16 protein-coding genes are annotated in these 15,205 nt (G+C 53.3%); 12 read left to right on the forward strand and 4 right to left on the reverse strand.

All coding sequences use genetic code 11. The features are described 5' to 3' along the window. Positions 1-87 precede the first annotated feature (87 nt). Entirely contained in the window at positions 88-408 is a 321-nt protein-coding gene (locus ACP9M6_RS11720) for a DUF1476 domain-containing protein (protein ID WP_427451309.1), read from the reverse strand. Between the two features lie 181 nt (positions 409-589). Here ACP9M6_RS11720 and purC point away from each other — a divergent pair, with 181 nt between their 5' ends. The 7 genes from purC (at position 590) to ACP9M6_RS11755 (ending at position 5,827) form a co-directional block, all read left to right on the forward strand. Next, positions 590-1,378 (forward strand): phosphoribosylaminoimidazolesuccinocarboxamide synthase, encoded by a 789-nt coding sequence (purC, locus tag ACP9M6_RS11725; protein ID WP_427454786.1) that lies wholly within the window; start codon positions 590-592, stop codon positions 1,376-1,378. A gap of 11 nt (positions 1,379-1,389) precedes the next feature. Further along, the gene (purS, locus tag ACP9M6_RS11730) at positions 1,390-1,632 is read left to right on the forward strand and encodes a phosphoribosylformylglycinamidine synthase subunit PurS (RefSeq protein WP_427451311.1); all 243 of its coding nucleotides are present in this window, start codon (positions 1,390-1,392) and stop codon (positions 1,630-1,632) included. After that, entirely contained in the window at positions 1,632-2,294 is a 663-nt protein-coding gene (purQ, locus tag ACP9M6_RS11735; RefSeq protein WP_427451313.1) for a phosphoribosylformylglycinamidine synthase subunit PurQ, read from the forward strand. Before purS ends, purQ begins: the two co-directional genes overlap by 1 nt. Continuing rightward, a complete protein-coding gene (gene purL, locus ACP9M6_RS11740) occupies positions 2,294-4,504 on the forward strand; it encodes a phosphoribosylformylglycinamidine synthase subunit PurL (RefSeq protein WP_427451315.1) in 2,211 nt (736 codons plus the stop codon). The genes purQ and purL overlap by 1 nt, the downstream gene beginning before the upstream one ends. Next, positions 4,504-4,743 (forward strand): BolA family protein, encoded by a 240-nt coding sequence (locus tag ACP9M6_RS11745; protein ID WP_427451317.1) that lies wholly within the window; start codon positions 4,504-4,506, stop codon positions 4,741-4,743. The genes purL and ACP9M6_RS11745 overlap by 1 nt, the downstream gene beginning before the upstream one ends. 60 nt (positions 4,744-4,803) lie before the next feature. Further along, positions 4,804-5,130 (forward strand): Grx4 family monothiol glutaredoxin, encoded by a 327-nt coding sequence (gene grxD / locus ACP9M6_RS11750; RefSeq protein ID WP_427451319.1) that lies wholly within the window; start codon positions 4,804-4,806, stop codon positions 5,128-5,130. Between the two features lie 85 nt (positions 5,131-5,215). Then, the gene (locus tag ACP9M6_RS11755) at positions 5,216-5,827 is read left to right on the forward strand and encodes a hypothetical protein (RefSeq protein WP_427451321.1); all 612 of its coding nucleotides are present in this window, start codon (positions 5,216-5,218) and stop codon (positions 5,825-5,827) included. Between the two features lie 267 nt (positions 5,828-6,094). Here the strand turns inward: ACP9M6_RS11755 and rpsD are convergent, their stop codons facing one another. Continuing rightward, the gene (gene rpsD, locus ACP9M6_RS11760; protein WP_427451323.1) at positions 6,095-6,715 is read right to left on the reverse strand and encodes a 30S ribosomal protein S4; all 621 of its coding nucleotides are present in this window, start codon (positions 6,713-6,715) and stop codon (positions 6,095-6,097) included. 172 nt (positions 6,716-6,887) lie between these two features. Between rpsD and rarD the strand changes: the two genes are divergently transcribed. Beyond that, positions 6,888-7,808 carry an EamA family transporter RarD gene (gene rarD, locus ACP9M6_RS11765; protein ID WP_427451324.1) on the forward strand — a complete coding sequence of 307 codons (921 nt, stop codon included), beginning with the start codon at positions 6,888-6,890 and terminating at the stop codon, positions 7,806-7,808. Here rarD and ACP9M6_RS11770 read toward each other — a convergent pair. Then, on the reverse strand, positions 7,765-8,082 hold the full coding sequence (locus ACP9M6_RS11770) for a hypothetical protein (RefSeq protein ID WP_427451326.1): 318 nt from the start codon (positions 8,080-8,082) through the stop codon (positions 7,765-7,767). The two genes, rarD and ACP9M6_RS11770, sit on opposite strands and share 44 nt — an antisense overlap. A 139-nt stretch (positions 8,083-8,221) precedes the next feature. Here ACP9M6_RS11770 and ACP9M6_RS11775 point away from each other — a divergent pair, with 139 nt between their 5' ends. Genes ACP9M6_RS11775 through ACP9M6_RS11785 form a run of 3 tightly spaced genes read left to right on the forward strand, consistent with a single transcriptional unit; the run spans position 8,222 to position 12,909 of the window. Further along, positions 8,222-10,576, forward strand: coding sequence for an ATP-dependent helicase (locus tag ACP9M6_RS11775; RefSeq protein ID WP_427451328.1), 2,355 nt, complete (start codon positions 8,222-8,224; stop codon positions 10,574-10,576). Between the two features lie 9 nt (positions 10,577-10,585). Next, positions 10,586-12,037 (forward strand): hypothetical protein, encoded by a 1,452-nt coding sequence (locus ACP9M6_RS11780; protein ID WP_427451330.1) that lies wholly within the window; start codon positions 10,586-10,588, stop codon positions 12,035-12,037. Beyond that, positions 12,034-12,909, forward strand: coding sequence for a 50S ribosomal protein L11 methyltransferase (locus ACP9M6_RS11785; protein WP_427451332.1), 876 nt, complete (start codon positions 12,034-12,036; stop codon positions 12,907-12,909). Before ACP9M6_RS11780 ends, ACP9M6_RS11785 begins: the two co-directional genes overlap by 4 nt. A 52-nt stretch (positions 12,910-12,961) precedes the next feature. On the opposite strand, the gene ACP9M6_RS11790 is transcribed toward ACP9M6_RS11785, so the two are convergent. Continuing rightward, on the reverse strand, positions 12,962-13,102 hold the full coding sequence (locus ACP9M6_RS11790) for a hypothetical protein (protein ID WP_427451333.1): 141 nt from the start codon (positions 13,100-13,102) through the stop codon (positions 12,962-12,964). A 272-nt stretch (positions 13,103-13,374) separates the two neighbouring features. Here ACP9M6_RS11790 and ACP9M6_RS11795 point away from each other — a divergent pair, with 272 nt between their 5' ends. Next, on the forward strand, positions 13,375-15,204 hold the full coding sequence (locus ACP9M6_RS11795; RefSeq protein ID WP_427451335.1) for an aminopeptidase P family protein: 1,830 nt from the start codon (positions 13,375-13,377) through the stop codon (positions 15,202-15,204). The last annotated feature ends 1 nt before the right edge of the window (position 15,205 follow it).

Raw genomic sequence — 15,205 nt, forward strand, 5'->3', positions numbered from 1 at the left:
TGTGATTAAAACTGGCGCAATTTTGCGCCAGTCTAGAGCTATTACCCTATCTTGATATAATTCTTTAATCTCCGAAGCCTTGCATGCTTAAACGCCATACACCTCTTCACGTGCGGCTTTCAACTCCATCGCCATACGATCCCGAATAGCTTTATCAGACATATCGCAATTTGCCGCTGTTAGATCCTTGCGCAGCTTGCGGAAGACATCGTCATCTCCGGCCTCTTCCATATCAGCCATGATGACTTCCAGCGCGTATTTATCGGCTTCCGCATCGGATTTTCCCATCAGGCCGGCCGCCCAGTGACCGAGGGCTTTGTTGCGTTTGGCTTCGGCCTTGAATTCTTTCCCGGCGTCGAGAACGAATTTGGTTTCCTGTGCATTGCTGCGTTCATCAAAAGTGCTCATGTTCATGTCCTTATAGGCAGGCGTATCTGTTACCTCTCATCTATGGTCGACGACGGCCCTCTTCAAGCTGTTAAATCCCCAAATAGTGCGCTTGCGTGCATTGTCGCCACGTCAAGCAAAGGTTAAGGGGACGCATAACTGGCGCGGGGTCACGACTCGGTGTCGCAGTCGGAGTCAAATGATGAGCCGCCGCAAGCAGATTTACGAAGGCAAGGCCAAGATCCTCTATGAAGGACCTGAACCGGGTACACTCGTCCAATATTTCAAGGATGATGCGACAGCTTTTAACGCGCAGAAAAAGGCTGTTCTTGACGGCAAAGGCGTGTTGAACAACCGCATCAGCGAATTCGTCATGATGCGCCTCGCGGAAATTGGTATCCCCACCCATTTCATCAAACGCCTGAATATGCGCGAGCAGTTGATCAAGAAGGTGGAAATCATCCCGCTGGAAGTTATTTGCCGCAATGTTGCAGCTGGAACGATGGCTAAACGGCTTGGCATGGAAGAAGGTACAAAACTCCCCCGCTCTGTTGTTGAATTCTGCCTGAAGCGTGATGACCTTGGCGACCCGTTGATTTCGGAGGATCACATCCACACATTCGGTTGGGCCACACCCGGTGAATTGGACGAGATGATCGCCATGACACTTCGTATCAATGATTACCTTCAAGGTATGTTTGGCGGGATCGGGATTAAGCTTATAGACTTCAAAATCGAATTTGGCCGCTTGGACGTTCAAATGGACAATGGCGTCACCGCGCATCAGGTGATCCTTGCCGATGAAATCAGCCCGGATAGTTGCCGCCTGTGGGACCGCGAGACGGATAGAAAACTCGACAAAGACCGCTTCCGCCGCGACCTCGGCGAAGTGACTGAAGCCTATACCGAAGTCGCCACACGCCTCGGCATCCTGAAAGAAGCCAATAATAAATCCGCGCCGAAACTCTCGGTCGTCTCGAATGATGATTAGGAACTAGACCCATGAAAGCACTCGTATATGTCGGCCTGAAACCCGGCGTCCTTGACCCACAGGGCCGGACCATTGCCCGCTCCCTCAACGATCTCGGCTTTGATGAAGTCACGAATGCGTTGCAGGGTAAAGTCATCGAACTCACGCTGAACGGCGAAGATGCAGAGGCCGCAGAAGCCCGCGTCACAGAGATGTGCGAGAAGCTCCTCGCCAATACGGTGATCGAGAATTACCGCATCGAGATGCAACCATAATGCAAACCGCCGTCATCCGCTTCCCCGCTTCGAATTGCGACCGCGACGCTGCGGTGGCCCTCGAAAAAGTCACGGGCCGTGCGCCCATCATGGTCTGGCATCGCGAGACCGAGCTACCCGACGGGATAGATTTCGTCGTCATGCCCGGTGGGTTTTCCTATGGTGATTATCTGCGCTCCGGCGCGATTGCCTCCCGCTCGCCCATAGTCCGCGACATTAAGGCCAAGTCTGAGGCGGGTCTGCCCGTTGCAGGTTTCTGCAATGGCTTTCAGGTTCTGACCGAAGCCGGAATGTTACCGGGTGCATTGATGAGGAATAAAAATCTGAAATTTGTCTGTCGTCCGGAACGCCTGACAGTGGCAAATGCAAATACGCGTTATACGAAACACTATGCGCCAAAATCCGAAGTCACCTTCCCTGTCGCCCATCATGACGGGAACTATTTCGCGGATAAGGACACCCTTAACCGGATTGAAAAAGAAGGCCGTGTGACCTTCCGCTATGTCAGTAACCCGAACGGGTCGCTGAATGACATCGCGGGTATCGTCAACAAGGCTGGCAATGTCTTCGGCATGATGCCCCACCCCGAACGCGCCATAGACGACATGCATGGCGGCACAGACGGGCTAGGCCTGTTCAAATCTATTATTGAGTCAATCTGATGGCCAAGAAAAGTGAAATTACGCCCGAGATTGTGGCCGAGCATGGCCTATCCGAGAGTGAATATGCCATTATTTTGGACCGTTTGGGGCGGGAGCCGAACCTGACGGAACTGGGTATTTTCTCTGTCATGTGGTCGGAGCATTGTTCTTACAAATCTTCCCGCCGACACCTCGCGAAATTCCTGACGACGGGTGACCGGGTTATCCAAGGCCCTGGTGAGAATGCGGGTGTCATTGATATTAATGATGGCGACGCGATTATTTTCAAAATGGAGTCCCATAATCATCCGTCTTACATCGAGCCTTATCAAGGCGCCGCGACGGGTGTTGGCGGCATCATGCGCGATGTCTTTACGATGGGCGCGCGTCCAATTGCACTGATGAATGCGCTCCGTTTTGGGGAACCCACCCATTGGAAGACAAAGCAACTTGTCAGTGGCGTCGTGGCGGGCATTGGAGGCTACGGTAATTGCGTCGGCGTACCAACGGTTGGCGGGGAAACGAATTTCCATAAGGGCTATAACGGCAACATCCTCGTCAATGCGATGTGTGTTGGTCTTGCGAAAGCCGATAATATCTTTCTCTCCGCTGCCAAGGGTGTCGGTAATCCCATATTCTATGTCGGCTCCAAAACCGGCCGCGACGGCATTCACGGCGCGACCATGGCGTCTGCGGAATTTGACGATGATAGTGATGAGAAACGCCCAACCGTTCAGGTCGGCGACCCGTTCACAGAAAAACTCCTGATTGAAGCCTGTCTCGAACTCATGGCGACAGATGCGATTATCGCGATTCAAGATATGGGCGCGGCGGGACTCACCTCCTCCTCCATTGAGATGGCGGATAAGGGCGGCGTAGGCATTCAAATCAACCTCGACAAAGTCCCGCAGCGTGAGCCGAATATGACGGCTTACGAGATGATGCTCTCAGAATCCCAAGAGCGCATGCTCATGGTCATTCAGCCGGGCAAGGAAAAGCTGGCCTATGACATTTTCGAAAAATGGGAATTGGATGTCGCTCTGATCGGGAAGACGACCGATACGGGTAACCTCGTCCTGAAACATAAGCGCAAGAAGGTCTGTGATATTCCAATTGCGCCGCTGGCCGATGACGCGCCAAATTATGATCGTCCACATGTAAAAACGGATGCGCGCGAGGTGCTGGAAGCTCGCGATATTCACGAAACGCAGGACTATAATGACGCCCTGCTCCGCATTATGACCTCGCCGGACATCGCATCCAAACGCTGGATTTGGGAGCAGTATGATCGCCACGTCATGACCGACACGGTCGATAGTAGCCAGTCCGGTGGGGACGCCGCGATTGTCCGCGTTCACGGCACCAAGAAAGCCGTCGCCATCACGACGGATTGTACACCCCGTTATGTTTATGCAGACCCTTATGAAGGCGGAAAACAATGCGTAGCCGAGACGTGGCGCAACCTGACCTGCGTTGGCGCAGACCCGATTGCGATCACAGACTGCCTGAACTTCGGCAATCCCGAACGGCCCGAAATCATGGGCCAATTTGTCGGCGCGATTGAGGGTATGAACGAAGCGTGCCACGCTTTTGACTATCCCGTCGTGTCCGGAAATGTCTCGCTCTATAATGAAACCAATGGTCAAGCCATTCCGCCAACCCCGGCTGTGGGTGGCGTCGGACTTATCCCCGATCTCGAAAAACACATGACGCTCAAGGGCGCCAAAGCTGGCGATACGCTGATCCTCATCGGAGATACGACAGGCTGGCTCGGCTCTTCTATCTATCTCTCCGAAATACTGTCCCGTGAAGACGGCGCGCCGCCGCCGGTCAATCTCGCGACGGAAAAGCTGAACGGTGATTATGTGCGCAAGCTCATTCGTGGCCGTCGCGTCAACGCAGTCCACGACTGTTCTGATGGTGGCTTAGCAGTAACAGCCTGCGAAATGGCTTTTGCCTCAGGACAAGGGATGCACATCGTCGCGCCGACCAATGGCAAGACTCATGGTTGGTTGTTTGGTGAAGATCAGGCCCGCTACCTCCTCGCTGTGGAAGAAAACTCGGTAAACCCCGTTATTGCGACCGCCAAAGCTAAGGGCATTGAGGCCCAAATCGTCGGCTCCGTCGGGGGGGACCGGATCAAAGCGGACGGCGCGTTCGACGTCTCGCTGGAAAAGCTCCGCGCGGCTAATGAGGCATGGCTCCCCAATCTCATGAACGGAGACGCGTAATGGCAATGGCAGGCGATAAGATCGCAGCTATGATCAAAGAGGCCATGCCCGATGCCGAAGTCGAGATGATCGATTTGGCGGGAGACAATAATCACTGGAAAGCCGTAATCGTCAGCTCCGAATTTGAAGGCCTCAACCGCGTGAAACAGCACCAACTCGTCTATGCCGCCCTGAAGGGCAAGATGGACGGCGCGGATGGTGAGTTACATGCACTGGCTTTGGAAACGCGCACCCCGTAACGGGGTTGAACTCCCCTCGCCCCACCCCCACATCCCGATTGAAACAACAGGGAAACCGATATGTCTGCCAAAGAGCAAATTCAGAAAACCGTCAGCGAGAATGACGTCGTGCTTTATATGAAGGGCACACCCGTTTTTCCGCAATGCGGCTTTTCTTCCACCGTCGTCCAGGTCTTTGACTATCTCGGCGTCAACTACGCGAGTGTGAATGTCCTAGAAGACATGGAGATTCGTCAGGGCATCAAAGAGTTTAATAATTGGCCGACAATCCCGCAGGTCTTCGTCAAAGGTGAGTTCATTGGCGGCTGTGACATCGTCCGCGAGATGTTCGAAAATGGTGAGTTGAAGACAATGCTCACAGAAAAAGGTGTTGAAACAGCCGCTTAGACGGTAAACCAAACGCTAATCCTCATTTAAACCGACGCTAACCCGTCTCTGCTATTACCTTCGCATCAAGTTGTGCCGGGGGGGCATGGCAGAAGGAGGACGGACGATGGCGCGGTTCGGAATTAACCACAAATCAAAACGAAAAGCCGGTATCGGAGGGTTTCACGCGGAATACCTCAATGACCGGACTGCGGCGCGACAGCGGAAGCAGATGGGATATCTGCGGTCAATCTTCTCGGGTCTATCATTACTGTTTGGCGGCCTGATGATCTATGTCGGGCTGCATTATATTCCCGCCTTCTTTAATCCGTCTCAAATCATCAAACTCGCCTCCAGTGACACAGCGCGACCCGCAAAAGCCGGATTGGAACGCGACAGTATTTTCGGGTCTATAATCGGCCCTTATATCGATATGTTCCAGCTGGAGCGCGCCTATATGCAAGCCGGTCAGAGCGTCGAAGTTCGGTATAATCTACCAAAAGGCGCGAAAATGGATGTGGCGATCCGACAATGTCGACGGCTTTGGATTGTTGAAATTTTCGAGTGCCAAGTCGTGAGCGAGAAAACCATCCGTATTGACGGAACGCGTGGGACGCAGAGCTTTATGCTCCCCAATACCGGTTTTTACTATTTTCAGGAACGTGTTCAACTTCCCAATCCAAATGAGAATTATCGTATCATATGGGCACGAAGCTGAGCCCGCATGATTAACAAACCCACTCATTAAGGGTTTACAATTTAATAGAGTAATTTTCATAACAATTACAGCGAAAACTGTGACCATCATGCAGGGACAAGCGGGTGTGCGCGAGTTTGCCTTCCCACAAAACGGCTTTTACCATTTCGAAGATACAGTGACCTTACCGGGGCCAGAGATTACGTACCGCGTCGTTTGGTCCAGACAATAAAAAGCCCGCCAACGCTTTCGCGCAGCGGGCTTTGAATTTGGTCTGAGGTGAGCTCCCTAGCGGGAGTAGAATTCCACCGTCAGATTTGGTTCCATTTGGACCGGATAAGGCACTTCGTCGAAAGACGGCGTGCGAACGAATGTCGCCTGCATACCCTTTGGATCAACAGAGATGTAGTCCGGAATTTCACGCTCGGACGACTCGAGAGCTTCCAAGACCAGTGCCATTGTGCGGGACTTTTCGCGAACTTCGACAACGTCACCTTCTTTACAACGGTAGGACGGGATGTTGACCTTCTTACCATTGACCAAGACGTGACCGTGATTGACGAACTGACGTGCGGCAAAGACAGTTGGGACAAATTTGGACCGGTATACAACGGCGTCCAAACGACGCTCCAGCAGGCCGATCAGGTTCTCGGACGCATCGCCCTTCATCCGTGTGGCTTGGTCATAAGTCTTGCGGAACTGTTTTTCCGTGATGTTACCGTAATAGCCTTTGAGCTTCTGCTTGGCGCGGAGCTGCGTACCGAAATCAGACATTTTACCGCGACGGGCATTCGCACCGTGCTGTCCCGGAGGATAGCTACGCTTGTTCACGGGCGATTTTGGACGTCCCCAGATATTTTCGCCCATACGGCGGTCGATTTTATATTTTGCACTCTGACGCTTTGACATAGTGTCGCGTCCTTTCTGTTTGACGTGGCCCGGCTCACCTCACCTTGAGGTAGCGATTACAACGACGGGACCACCCCTGCTCGTAATAGACGCGCTATCTAGCGGATCTCCGTTTCAAGTCAACATCCTGTTTTCAGTTGGCAAAGCGGCCAGACCGTGACAAGGCGCGAGCATGGCCGGACCAACCCCACAGCCCGAAACAAATGAAGGCAGAGCCGGCCTGATTGCAGGACTGACTGCCTATACGATCTGGGGCCTGTTTCCCATCTATTTCGTCGCGACGAAACATGTGCCCGCACTTGAAATCCTCGCCCACCGTATTGTTTGGTCCTTGCCCTTCGGTCTTCTGATTCTCCTGTTTCGGAAGCAGATTGCGGAAACGATAAAAGCACTCGTCACGCCCAAAACCGTTATCCTTCTGGCGATTGCCGCCATCGCTCTCGCGATCAATTGGGGCGTCTATATATGGGCTATTCAACAGGAGCAAATTTTCCAAGGCAGTCTCGGCTATTATATCAATCCCCTCCTATACGTGCTGGTCGGCGTGCTGTTCTTCAAGGAAAAACTGAGCGCGTTGCAAGGGCTCGCCATTACCTTTGCCTGTATCGGCGTCGCCATTCTGACCTTCAAGGGCGGCGTCTTTCCGGCCATCTCGCTCATCCTCGCCGTGACCTTTACGACCTATGGCGTCTTGCGGAAATATATCGTCGTGGGCGCGATGCCCGGGCTTTTCATCGAAGTGACGGTTCTGCTACTCCCAGCGATCGGAACGCTCTATTATCTGTCGCAACAGAACGGTCTGGCGTGGAATAATGCGGGGCTTGAGACGGATATTCTACTCGTTCTGGCGGGGCCACTGACCGTGCTGCCCCTTCTCGCTTTCGCCTTTGCCGCGCGGCGGATCAAACTCTCGACGCTTGGCATCCTCCAATATCTCGGCCCGACTATGCAGTTCGGCTGTGCGCTCTATTTCGGCGAACCGTTCACACTGGCCCATGCCCTCTGTTTCGGCTTTATCTGGCTCGGCGTCGGGGTATTTGCCTATGACGCTATTCGGTCATCCCGGCGTCAGGTCCGACCCGTTTCCCGCTGAGGAAATCCGCGAAGAGGTCCCCGCCCGGACTCGCGATGAACACGCCCAGCAGATAGACGGCGAACAGCACGAGGATTTGCGAGAAGAACAGAAACATCCCGTCTAGTACCATATTCTTGTCCGGCGCTTGCGGCGTGTTCTGGAGAACATTGCGCCGCGCCGAGGCAAAGGCGAAAGTCGACAGGAACGCCAGAACGAAGACAAGCCAGACGCGAAGACCCAGATAGCCCGCCAAGACACCCGCCAGAAGAATGAGATAACCAAGATATTTCATAGGAGCCTCCTGTCGGAGATTGAAATGCGAGTAAAGAGCGCAAAGCTCAAAACCTTATTCATTTGTTAGACTGTAAGACCACGATTGCGATACATACCGCCCATAGCCAAACTCACATGTTGCACCTATGTTCACTGCGATGTCCAAACCTGATTCCTTTCGTCCCGCGCCCCCGCCGCCCAGCTCGCGCAGTATTTCGCAAATGGCGATGCCAACGCGTCCCGGGGCGGCTGAACCTGCAGACTACCTTGCAGGGTTAAATCCGGAACAAGCGGATGCTGTGAAAACAACGGAAGGCCCGCTCTTGGTCTTGGCGGGAGCGGGTACGGGGAAAACTCGAGTCCTTACCTGTCGCCTCGCCCATATCCTAAACCAAAAACTGGCCTATCCGTCGCAAATTCTGTCCGTGACTTTCACGAATAAAGCCGCGCGGGAAATGCGCCACCGTGTGTCAGGACTGTTGGGTCAGACAACGGAAGGCCTGCCTTGGCTTGGTACATTTCATTCCATTGCTGCGAAGATTTTGCGCATCCATGCGGAGCTCGTTGGGCTGAAATCCAACTTCACCATTTTAGACACAGATGATCAAATCCGTCTGCTGAAGCAGATCATCAAAGCGGAAGGAATTGATGATAAGAAATGGACCGCCCGCTATATGGCGTCACTCATTGATGGGTGGAAAAACAAAGGTCTGACACCGGGCAAGTTAGGTCCCGGCCACAAACAGCAATTTGCCGAGGGCAAGGGACAACTCATCTACAAGACATATCAGGATCGGTTGAAAGTTTTGAACGCGGCGGATTTTGGTGATCTGCTGTTGCACAATTTGACGATTTTTCAGAACAATCCTGATGTCCTATCCCGTTACCACTCCAAATTCCGCTACATCCTCGTCGACGAGTATCAGGACACGAATGTCTGCCAATATCTCTGGCTCCGCTTGTTGGCCCAAGGGTCGAATAATGTCTGCGTGGTCGGGGATGACGATCAGTCGATCTATGGCTGGCGCGGCGCGGAAGTGGACAATATTCTGCGTTTTGAAACGGACTTCCCCGGTGCGAAAGTCATCCGGCTGGAACGCAATTACCGGTCGACAGAACATATCCTCGCGGCCGCCTCCGGCCTGATTTCTGCGAATGAAGACCGTCTCGGCAAAACGCTTTGGACCGAAGACTCTGGCGGCCATAAAGTCTCGGTCGTGGGCGTATGGGATGCCCCGGCCGAAGCCCGCATCATCAGCACAGAAATTGAAAATTGGCGGTCGCAAGGTCGTAAGTACAAGGATGTAGCCATTCTCGTTCGCGCCTCCCGCCAAATGCGTAGTTTCGAAGAACGCTTCATTCAAATCGGCCTACCTTACAAAGTCATTGGCGGCCCCCGCTTTTTCGAGCGGCAAGAAATCCGTGACGCACATGCTTACTTGCGCCTGCTCGTCTCGAACACGGATGACCTCGCCTTTGAACGCGTCGTCAACACGCCCAAGCGCGGGATTGGCGCAACCTCGATCCAGAAACTGCAACGCGCCGCACGGTCCATGGGCGTGCCGCTTGAAGCCGCCACGCGTGAACTCACCAAGACAGATGAAATCCGCGGGAAAGCCCGCACGTCCCTGCGGTCCTTCTGCCTCGACCTCGACCGTTGGCGGGCCCGGCTTGGCGATCTAAAACATACGGATTTAGCTGAACAAATTCTCGACGAGTCCGGTTACACCCAAATGTGGCGGGATAATAAAGACGCCAAATCCGCAGGGCGTTTGGAAAATCTAAAAGAGCTCATTCAGGCCATGGGTGAGTTTGATACGCTCCCCGCCTATCTTGAACATGTCAGCCTTGTACTGGATGTCGATAAGGGCACGGGCGCGCAAGAAGATGAAGTCTCTCTGATGACACTCCACTCTGCCAAAGGCCTCGAATTCCCGCTCGTCTTCCTGCCCGGTTGGGAAGAAGGCATGTTCCCGTCGCAGAAATCATTGGACGAGTCCGGTATGGCCGGCCTAGAAGAAGAACGCCGCCTCGCCTATGTCGGGATTACGCGCGCCCGTGAACAGGCGAAGATATATTTCGCCGCCAATCGCCAAGTCTATGGCAGTTGGCAGTCCTCACTCCCGTCGCGGTTTATAGACGAACTCCCGCCCGCGCACGTTGAAGCGCAAAGTGACTCCGGCTTACATGATAGTGGCGCAGTCGCCGAACGAGTTGCGAGCAATTTCTCGCGCAGTTTCTCAGACGCGCAAAACAGCCGCGTCTCACCGGGCTGGCAGCGTTTCCAACAGAATAAGAGCAAGAGCTTCGGACGCGCGCCGAAAGATATAGAGTGCCATGCCGTCCGGCGTCCGGCCAAGGGTAAATCCTCGAATTACAAAATCGGCGAGCGCGTTTTTCACCAGAAATTTGGCTATGGTGATGTCACAGCCGCAGACGGGACGAAACTCACCGTTAGCTTTGACAAGGCCGGAGAGAAAAAGGTGTTGGACGGCTTTGTGGAACGGGCCTAACACGTCGAAATGTTACGCTCACTCTTTATCGTTCTTATCGCCCTTTGCCTCACGGGATGCGCCTCAACAAAATTCGAGGTTCTGGACATCAATGCGCTATCCTCTGACCGGGACAATAACGGCGCTTTTGTCGGGCTGGAACGATTAGCCCAAAGTGCCCCGAACAGTCGGAAAAAACGCGTCAATATTATGTATCTTCATGGGATCGGATATGTCGAAAACCCGGAAGACGCACCTCTCGCTAATGCGTTCATTACGGGTGTGGCGGATGCTTACGGGCAGACCGTCGAAGAAAAAGCCGTCGCGAGTCAATGTGGACGAGCCAGAAAAGACGAAGATGTCGAGCTGTCTAACTCCATCACTATCACGGAAGTCAAAAAACGGACTTACAAAACAACGCTCCCCGGTTCGACGCTCAGCTTGGATGAGCTCGTCTGCATGGACCGTCAGGTTTTGCCCGTGGACAGCGATATCGAATATGTCATTTACCGCGTGTTTTGGGACGATATTTTCTGGGAGGCCTTACAACGCCCACATGTGGGACAAGACGCAATTGGCCAGAATGAGACGGGCATGTTCGCCTCTTTGCGCACAAAATATAATGGCCGCCTGAAGGATAAACTCGTTAACTACGGCTTTTCTGACGCCGTCCTCTATCTCGGCCCTGCGGGAGAGCAAATTCGCAATGCGGTTCGCGGCGCGATGTGTAGTGCCGCACTGGACGCCTCAGGCTTTGGATTTGAACAGCAAGGCGACCGTGTAAATCACATCGACATCTGTCAAATTGCGTCTTTGCGTGATATTGAAACGGATCCCTTTGCCTTTGTCACAGAATCGCTAGGCTCGAAAATCGCCTTTGACATTATGCGGGATGCCATGACGGACGGGCGAGGCAATGTTTATGATGATATGATTAAAGGCACGCAATTCTTTATGCTGGCCAATCAGGTACCGCTCCTGTCCCTGTCTGATATATCACTCAATGATCGTGTCGTCCCGGAACCTTATGCGGATGAGGAACGCCCGACGATTATTGCCATGTCGGAAATCAATGATTTCCTGAGTTACGAACTCGTTCCGTTTTACAAACAGCTATTAGAGCGCAGTGACCGCGGTGATAGCAATGCTCTGGACATGTCGGTTGAGACCGAGCGCAACCGCCTCATTGATCTCTTGGGGTTTAATATTGTAGATATGCGCGTTCAATTTTCAGGGCCCGTTTTCCCGTTCGTAGGCGGCTTTGTAGACCCGCTCTTCGCGCATAACGGCCATGTCAAACAACCGGAACTCGTCGCTTATATGCTCTGCGGTGCGAAGTCAGGACAGCTTCATGTCGAGAATTGCCGCGGCTTGAGCAGTGATGCGCTTCGCGGGAAAAACTTACGGCGCAAAATCCCAATCAATGAAAATATTGGCGGTGAGCCCCTAAAAGGCGAAGCCGCAAAGAGGCAGGGGAAATGACCCTTACCACACCTTTTGCGTTGGACATTATCACAACGCCGGACATTGCCTTTGACCTTGCCGATGCGCTCGGCATGGAGGGCGAGATGTCGGCGCTGGGCGTGACGATATTTGATGCACCCTCTGGCAAAATGCTGGTTCAGGCGCTCTTTCAATCACAAACAGACGCAGAGACGGTACTAGCTTCGTTGGATGCGTTCTCAGGGTTCGACAGCAAAATACATCAGTTACCGGAAACGGATTGGGTCAGTGAAACCCAATCAGGACTACCACCCGTCATAGCCGGACGGTTTTTCGTCCACGGCGCACATGATAGTGACAAAATTCCAGAGGATAAAATAGCTATCCACGTTGAAGCCGGCCTTGCATTTGGGACAGGACATCACGGGACCACAGCGGGTTGTCTTCAAATATTCAGCGAACGCCTCGACAGAGGTTTCGCCCCTAACCGGATCTTAGATTTAGGTTGCGGCGCAGGCATTCTGGCCATTGCAGCCGCTAAAACACTGTCGGCAGCTAATATCATCGCAACAGATATTGATCACGACGCCATTATGGTAACGGAACAGAACGCGACAGAGAACGCAGTTCCTGGACGGATATCCGCACATGTTGCGGATGGGTTTGACAGTCCAGCGCTTAAAAGCCGTCAATTCGATTTAATCTTCGCAAATATTCTCGCAGGGCCGCTAATGGGATTGGCCGAAGATATCGTGTCTGCCACCGCGCCGGATGGGACGGTTGTCCTCTCAGGCATTCTGGATGAGAAAGCAGAGGAAGTTGCCAGGTGTTTTGAGAAGGCTGGATTAAAGGTCACGCCGCAATCCAGTATTGAAGGCTGGACGTCCCTCCTCGCTATAAAGGCTCAATAAAAAAGCCGCCTCGTAACCACGAGACGGCTTTTAAATCAGAATATCTGATGCTCTAGATCGCGCGGTTAGCGCGACGAACGCGGCGCTGATCACGGCGGAGAGCGATTGTTGTACGGACCGGTGACGGCGTTGCGCGGCGCGCAGCTGTGTCAGTCAGGGTTACAAATTCTGTTCCGTTTAATTGTGTTGTCATTGTCTTTCTCATCTCGCGAGGATTGGGCTTATTCCCATCCTGATTTCGATGAAGGCTATTTAGGGTCGAATGAAAAATGCGGAACCACCACTTGGTTCTTTGAGCTATGCAAAATTGCTGTGACTGAAAAGCAAACTTTTTAACGTTTCGTCAATTCACTAATATCCGTGGCAAATAGATCGGGTCAGGAAACCGTTTGCCTTGAATCCACCCGATGCCTAACCTGTCTTTGAGATTTCAAGACGCCGCGAACGCAAATCAGGCCCAATCCTATGAACCATATCCCAGACAGCTTTCAGACATTTGACGTGACAGGAGGTCCGGAATTTGGACGTAAGAACCTGCCAAAACTGCGCGCGCAGATGGAGACGTTGGGTCTGGATGCATTTCTGGTCCCGCATGAAGACGAGTATCAAAATGAATATCTGCCGGATTGTAACGAACGCCTCATGTGGGTGAGTGGTTTCACCGGGTCCGCAGGTGCGGCCATTATTCTCAAAGATGCAGCCATTATGTTCGTAGACGGGCGCTATACATTGCAGGTCCGCCAGCAAGTGGAGGAGAGCCTCTTCACCTTCACAAAATTAGAAGGCGGCGGCATGGCCACTTGGTTACGCGCAAATATTAAAAAGGGTCAGACCGTCGGATTTGACCCGCGACTCCACAGTCCTGCAGCTCTGGCTCGAATTAAGGATGCGGTTAAATTTGCGGGCGGTGAAACCCACGCCTTGTCGGACAACCCTATTGATACGGCGTGGGACGACCGCCCATCCGTTCCCCTAACGCAAGTCAGCATTCAGCCACAAGAATTTGCGGGAAAATCACATCACGAGAAACGCGCTGAAATTGGACGCTCTATAGCAGCCTCAGGCGCAGACGCAGCACTTATCACCGCGCCGTCCTCTATCGCATGGCTGCTCAATATTCGTGGTGGCGACGTGAAATGCACGCCCCTTCCCCTCTCGACCGCCATCATTGATAAATCCGGACAAACGCAACTCTTCATCGCGCCGGAAAAACTCTCAGATCCTGTTCGTCAGCATTTAGGGAATGAAGTCAGTCTCCAATCTGAGAAGGCACTGGAGGACGCGATGAGCGCCCTCTCCGGAAAAACCGTGATCGCGGACCCCAACACGGCTTCCGCTTGGCATGTGGAAACCCTGAAAGCCAAAGGCGCGACGGTAAAATCCATTCAAGACCCGGTCGCCCTGCCAAAAGCGAAAAAGAACGCAGCCGAAATAGCCAGCACATCTGCTGCTCATATCCGTGATGGCATAGCGCTCGCGAAATTTCTCCACTGGCTCGACACAAAGGCGCAATCCGGTGACGTGGACGAGATCGACGCCGCCATGCAGTTGGAACAATTCCGTCGCCACGACAATTCCATCCGCGATATCTCATTTGAAACGATTTCAGGCGCGGGCAGTAATGGGGCCGTTGTCCATTACCGCGCCAGCACGAAAACCGTTCAAACGCTCAAACGCGGGTCGCTCTTCCTCGTCGATAGTGGCGGACAATATCCGGACGGCACGACGGACGTCACGCGCACAGTCCCGATTGGTGAACCCACGCAGGAAATGCGGGAACGGTTCACACTCGTTCTAAAAGGCCATATTGCACTGGCGACTGTCCGCTTCCCAAAGGGGACGACAGGCAGTAATCTTGACGCGCTCGCCCGCCACCCCCTCTGGCAGGCGGGACTGGATTATGATCACGGCACAGGTCACGGCGTTGGCGTGTTCCTCGGCGTGCATGAAGGTCCGCAACGCATTTCAAAAGCGCCAAACAGAGTCGCCTTGGAACCCGGCATGATTGTGTCGAACGAACCCGGATATTACAAAACCGGCGAATACGGCATCCGGATTGAAAACCTGCAATATGTCACAGAAGCCGCGCCGATATCAGGCGGCGAACGGGACATGCTGGGCTTTGCGAACCTGACATGGGCACCTCTGCACAAAACCCTGATAGATACGGATATGCTCACGCGAGCCGAACGGGATTACATCAATGACTATCACGCAGAGGTTTTGACAAAGGTTGGGCCTTTGGTTGAGGGGGATGTGAAGGCGTGGTTGCAAGCCGCGTGTCAGGCGCTTTAAA

Source organism: Litorimonas sp. WD9-15 (genome assembly GCF_050271975.1).
Taxonomy (GTDB): Bacteria; Pseudomonadota; Alphaproteobacteria; order Caulobacterales; family Maricaulaceae; genus Litorimonas.

What these genes read in the sequence shown, in the direction of transcription:
- ACP9M6_RS11720 (WP_427451309.1), bottom strand. Translation starts at nt 408, where the DNA reads ATGAGCACTTTTGATGAACGCAGCAATGCACAGGAAACCAAATTCGTT.
- purC (WP_427454786.1), top strand. Translation starts at nt 590, where the DNA reads ATGAGCCGCCGCAAGCAGATTTACGAAGGCAAGGCCAAGATCCTCTAT.
- purS (WP_427451311.1), top strand. Translation starts at nt 1,390, where the DNA reads ATGAAAGCACTCGTATATGTCGGCCTGAAACCCGGCGTCCTTGACCCA.
- purQ (WP_427451313.1), top strand. Translation starts at nt 1,632, where the DNA reads ATGCAAACCGCCGTCATCCGCTTCCCCGCTTCGAATTGCGACCGCGAC.
- purL (WP_427451315.1), top strand. Translation starts at nt 2,294, where the DNA reads ATGGCCAAGAAAAGTGAAATTACGCCCGAGATTGTGGCCGAGCATGGC.
- ACP9M6_RS11745 (WP_427451317.1), top strand. Translation starts at nt 4,504, where the DNA reads ATGGCAATGGCAGGCGATAAGATCGCAGCTATGATCAAAGAGGCCATG.
- grxD (WP_427451319.1), top strand. Translation starts at nt 4,804, where the DNA reads ATGTCTGCCAAAGAGCAAATTCAGAAAACCGTCAGCGAGAATGACGTC.
- ACP9M6_RS11755 (WP_427451321.1), top strand. Translation starts at nt 5,216, where the DNA reads ATGGCAGAAGGAGGACGGACGATGGCGCGGTTCGGAATTAACCACAAA.
- rpsD (WP_427451323.1), bottom strand. Translation starts at nt 6,715, where the DNA reads ATGTCAAAGCGTCAGAGTGCAAAATATAAAATCGACCGCCGTATGGGC.
- rarD (WP_427451324.1), top strand. Translation starts at nt 6,888, where the DNA reads ATGGCCGGACCAACCCCACAGCCCGAAACAAATGAAGGCAGAGCCGGC.
- ACP9M6_RS11770 (WP_427451326.1), bottom strand. Translation starts at nt 8,082, where the DNA reads ATGAAATATCTTGGTTATCTCATTCTTCTGGCGGGTGTCTTGGCGGGC.
- ACP9M6_RS11775 (WP_427451328.1), top strand. Translation starts at nt 8,222, where the DNA reads ATGTCCAAACCTGATTCCTTTCGTCCCGCGCCCCCGCCGCCCAGCTCG.
- ACP9M6_RS11780 (WP_427451330.1), top strand. Translation starts at nt 10,586, where the DNA reads ATGTTACGCTCACTCTTTATCGTTCTTATCGCCCTTTGCCTCACGGGA.
- ACP9M6_RS11785 (WP_427451332.1), top strand. Translation starts at nt 12,034, where the DNA reads ATGACCCTTACCACACCTTTTGCGTTGGACATTATCACAACGCCGGAC.
- ACP9M6_RS11790 (WP_427451333.1), bottom strand. Translation starts at nt 13,102, where the DNA reads ATGACAACACAATTAAACGGAACAGAATTTGTAACCCTGACTGACACA.
- ACP9M6_RS11795 (WP_427451335.1), top strand. Translation starts at nt 13,375, where the DNA reads ATGAACCATATCCCAGACAGCTTTCAGACATTTGACGTGACAGGAGGT.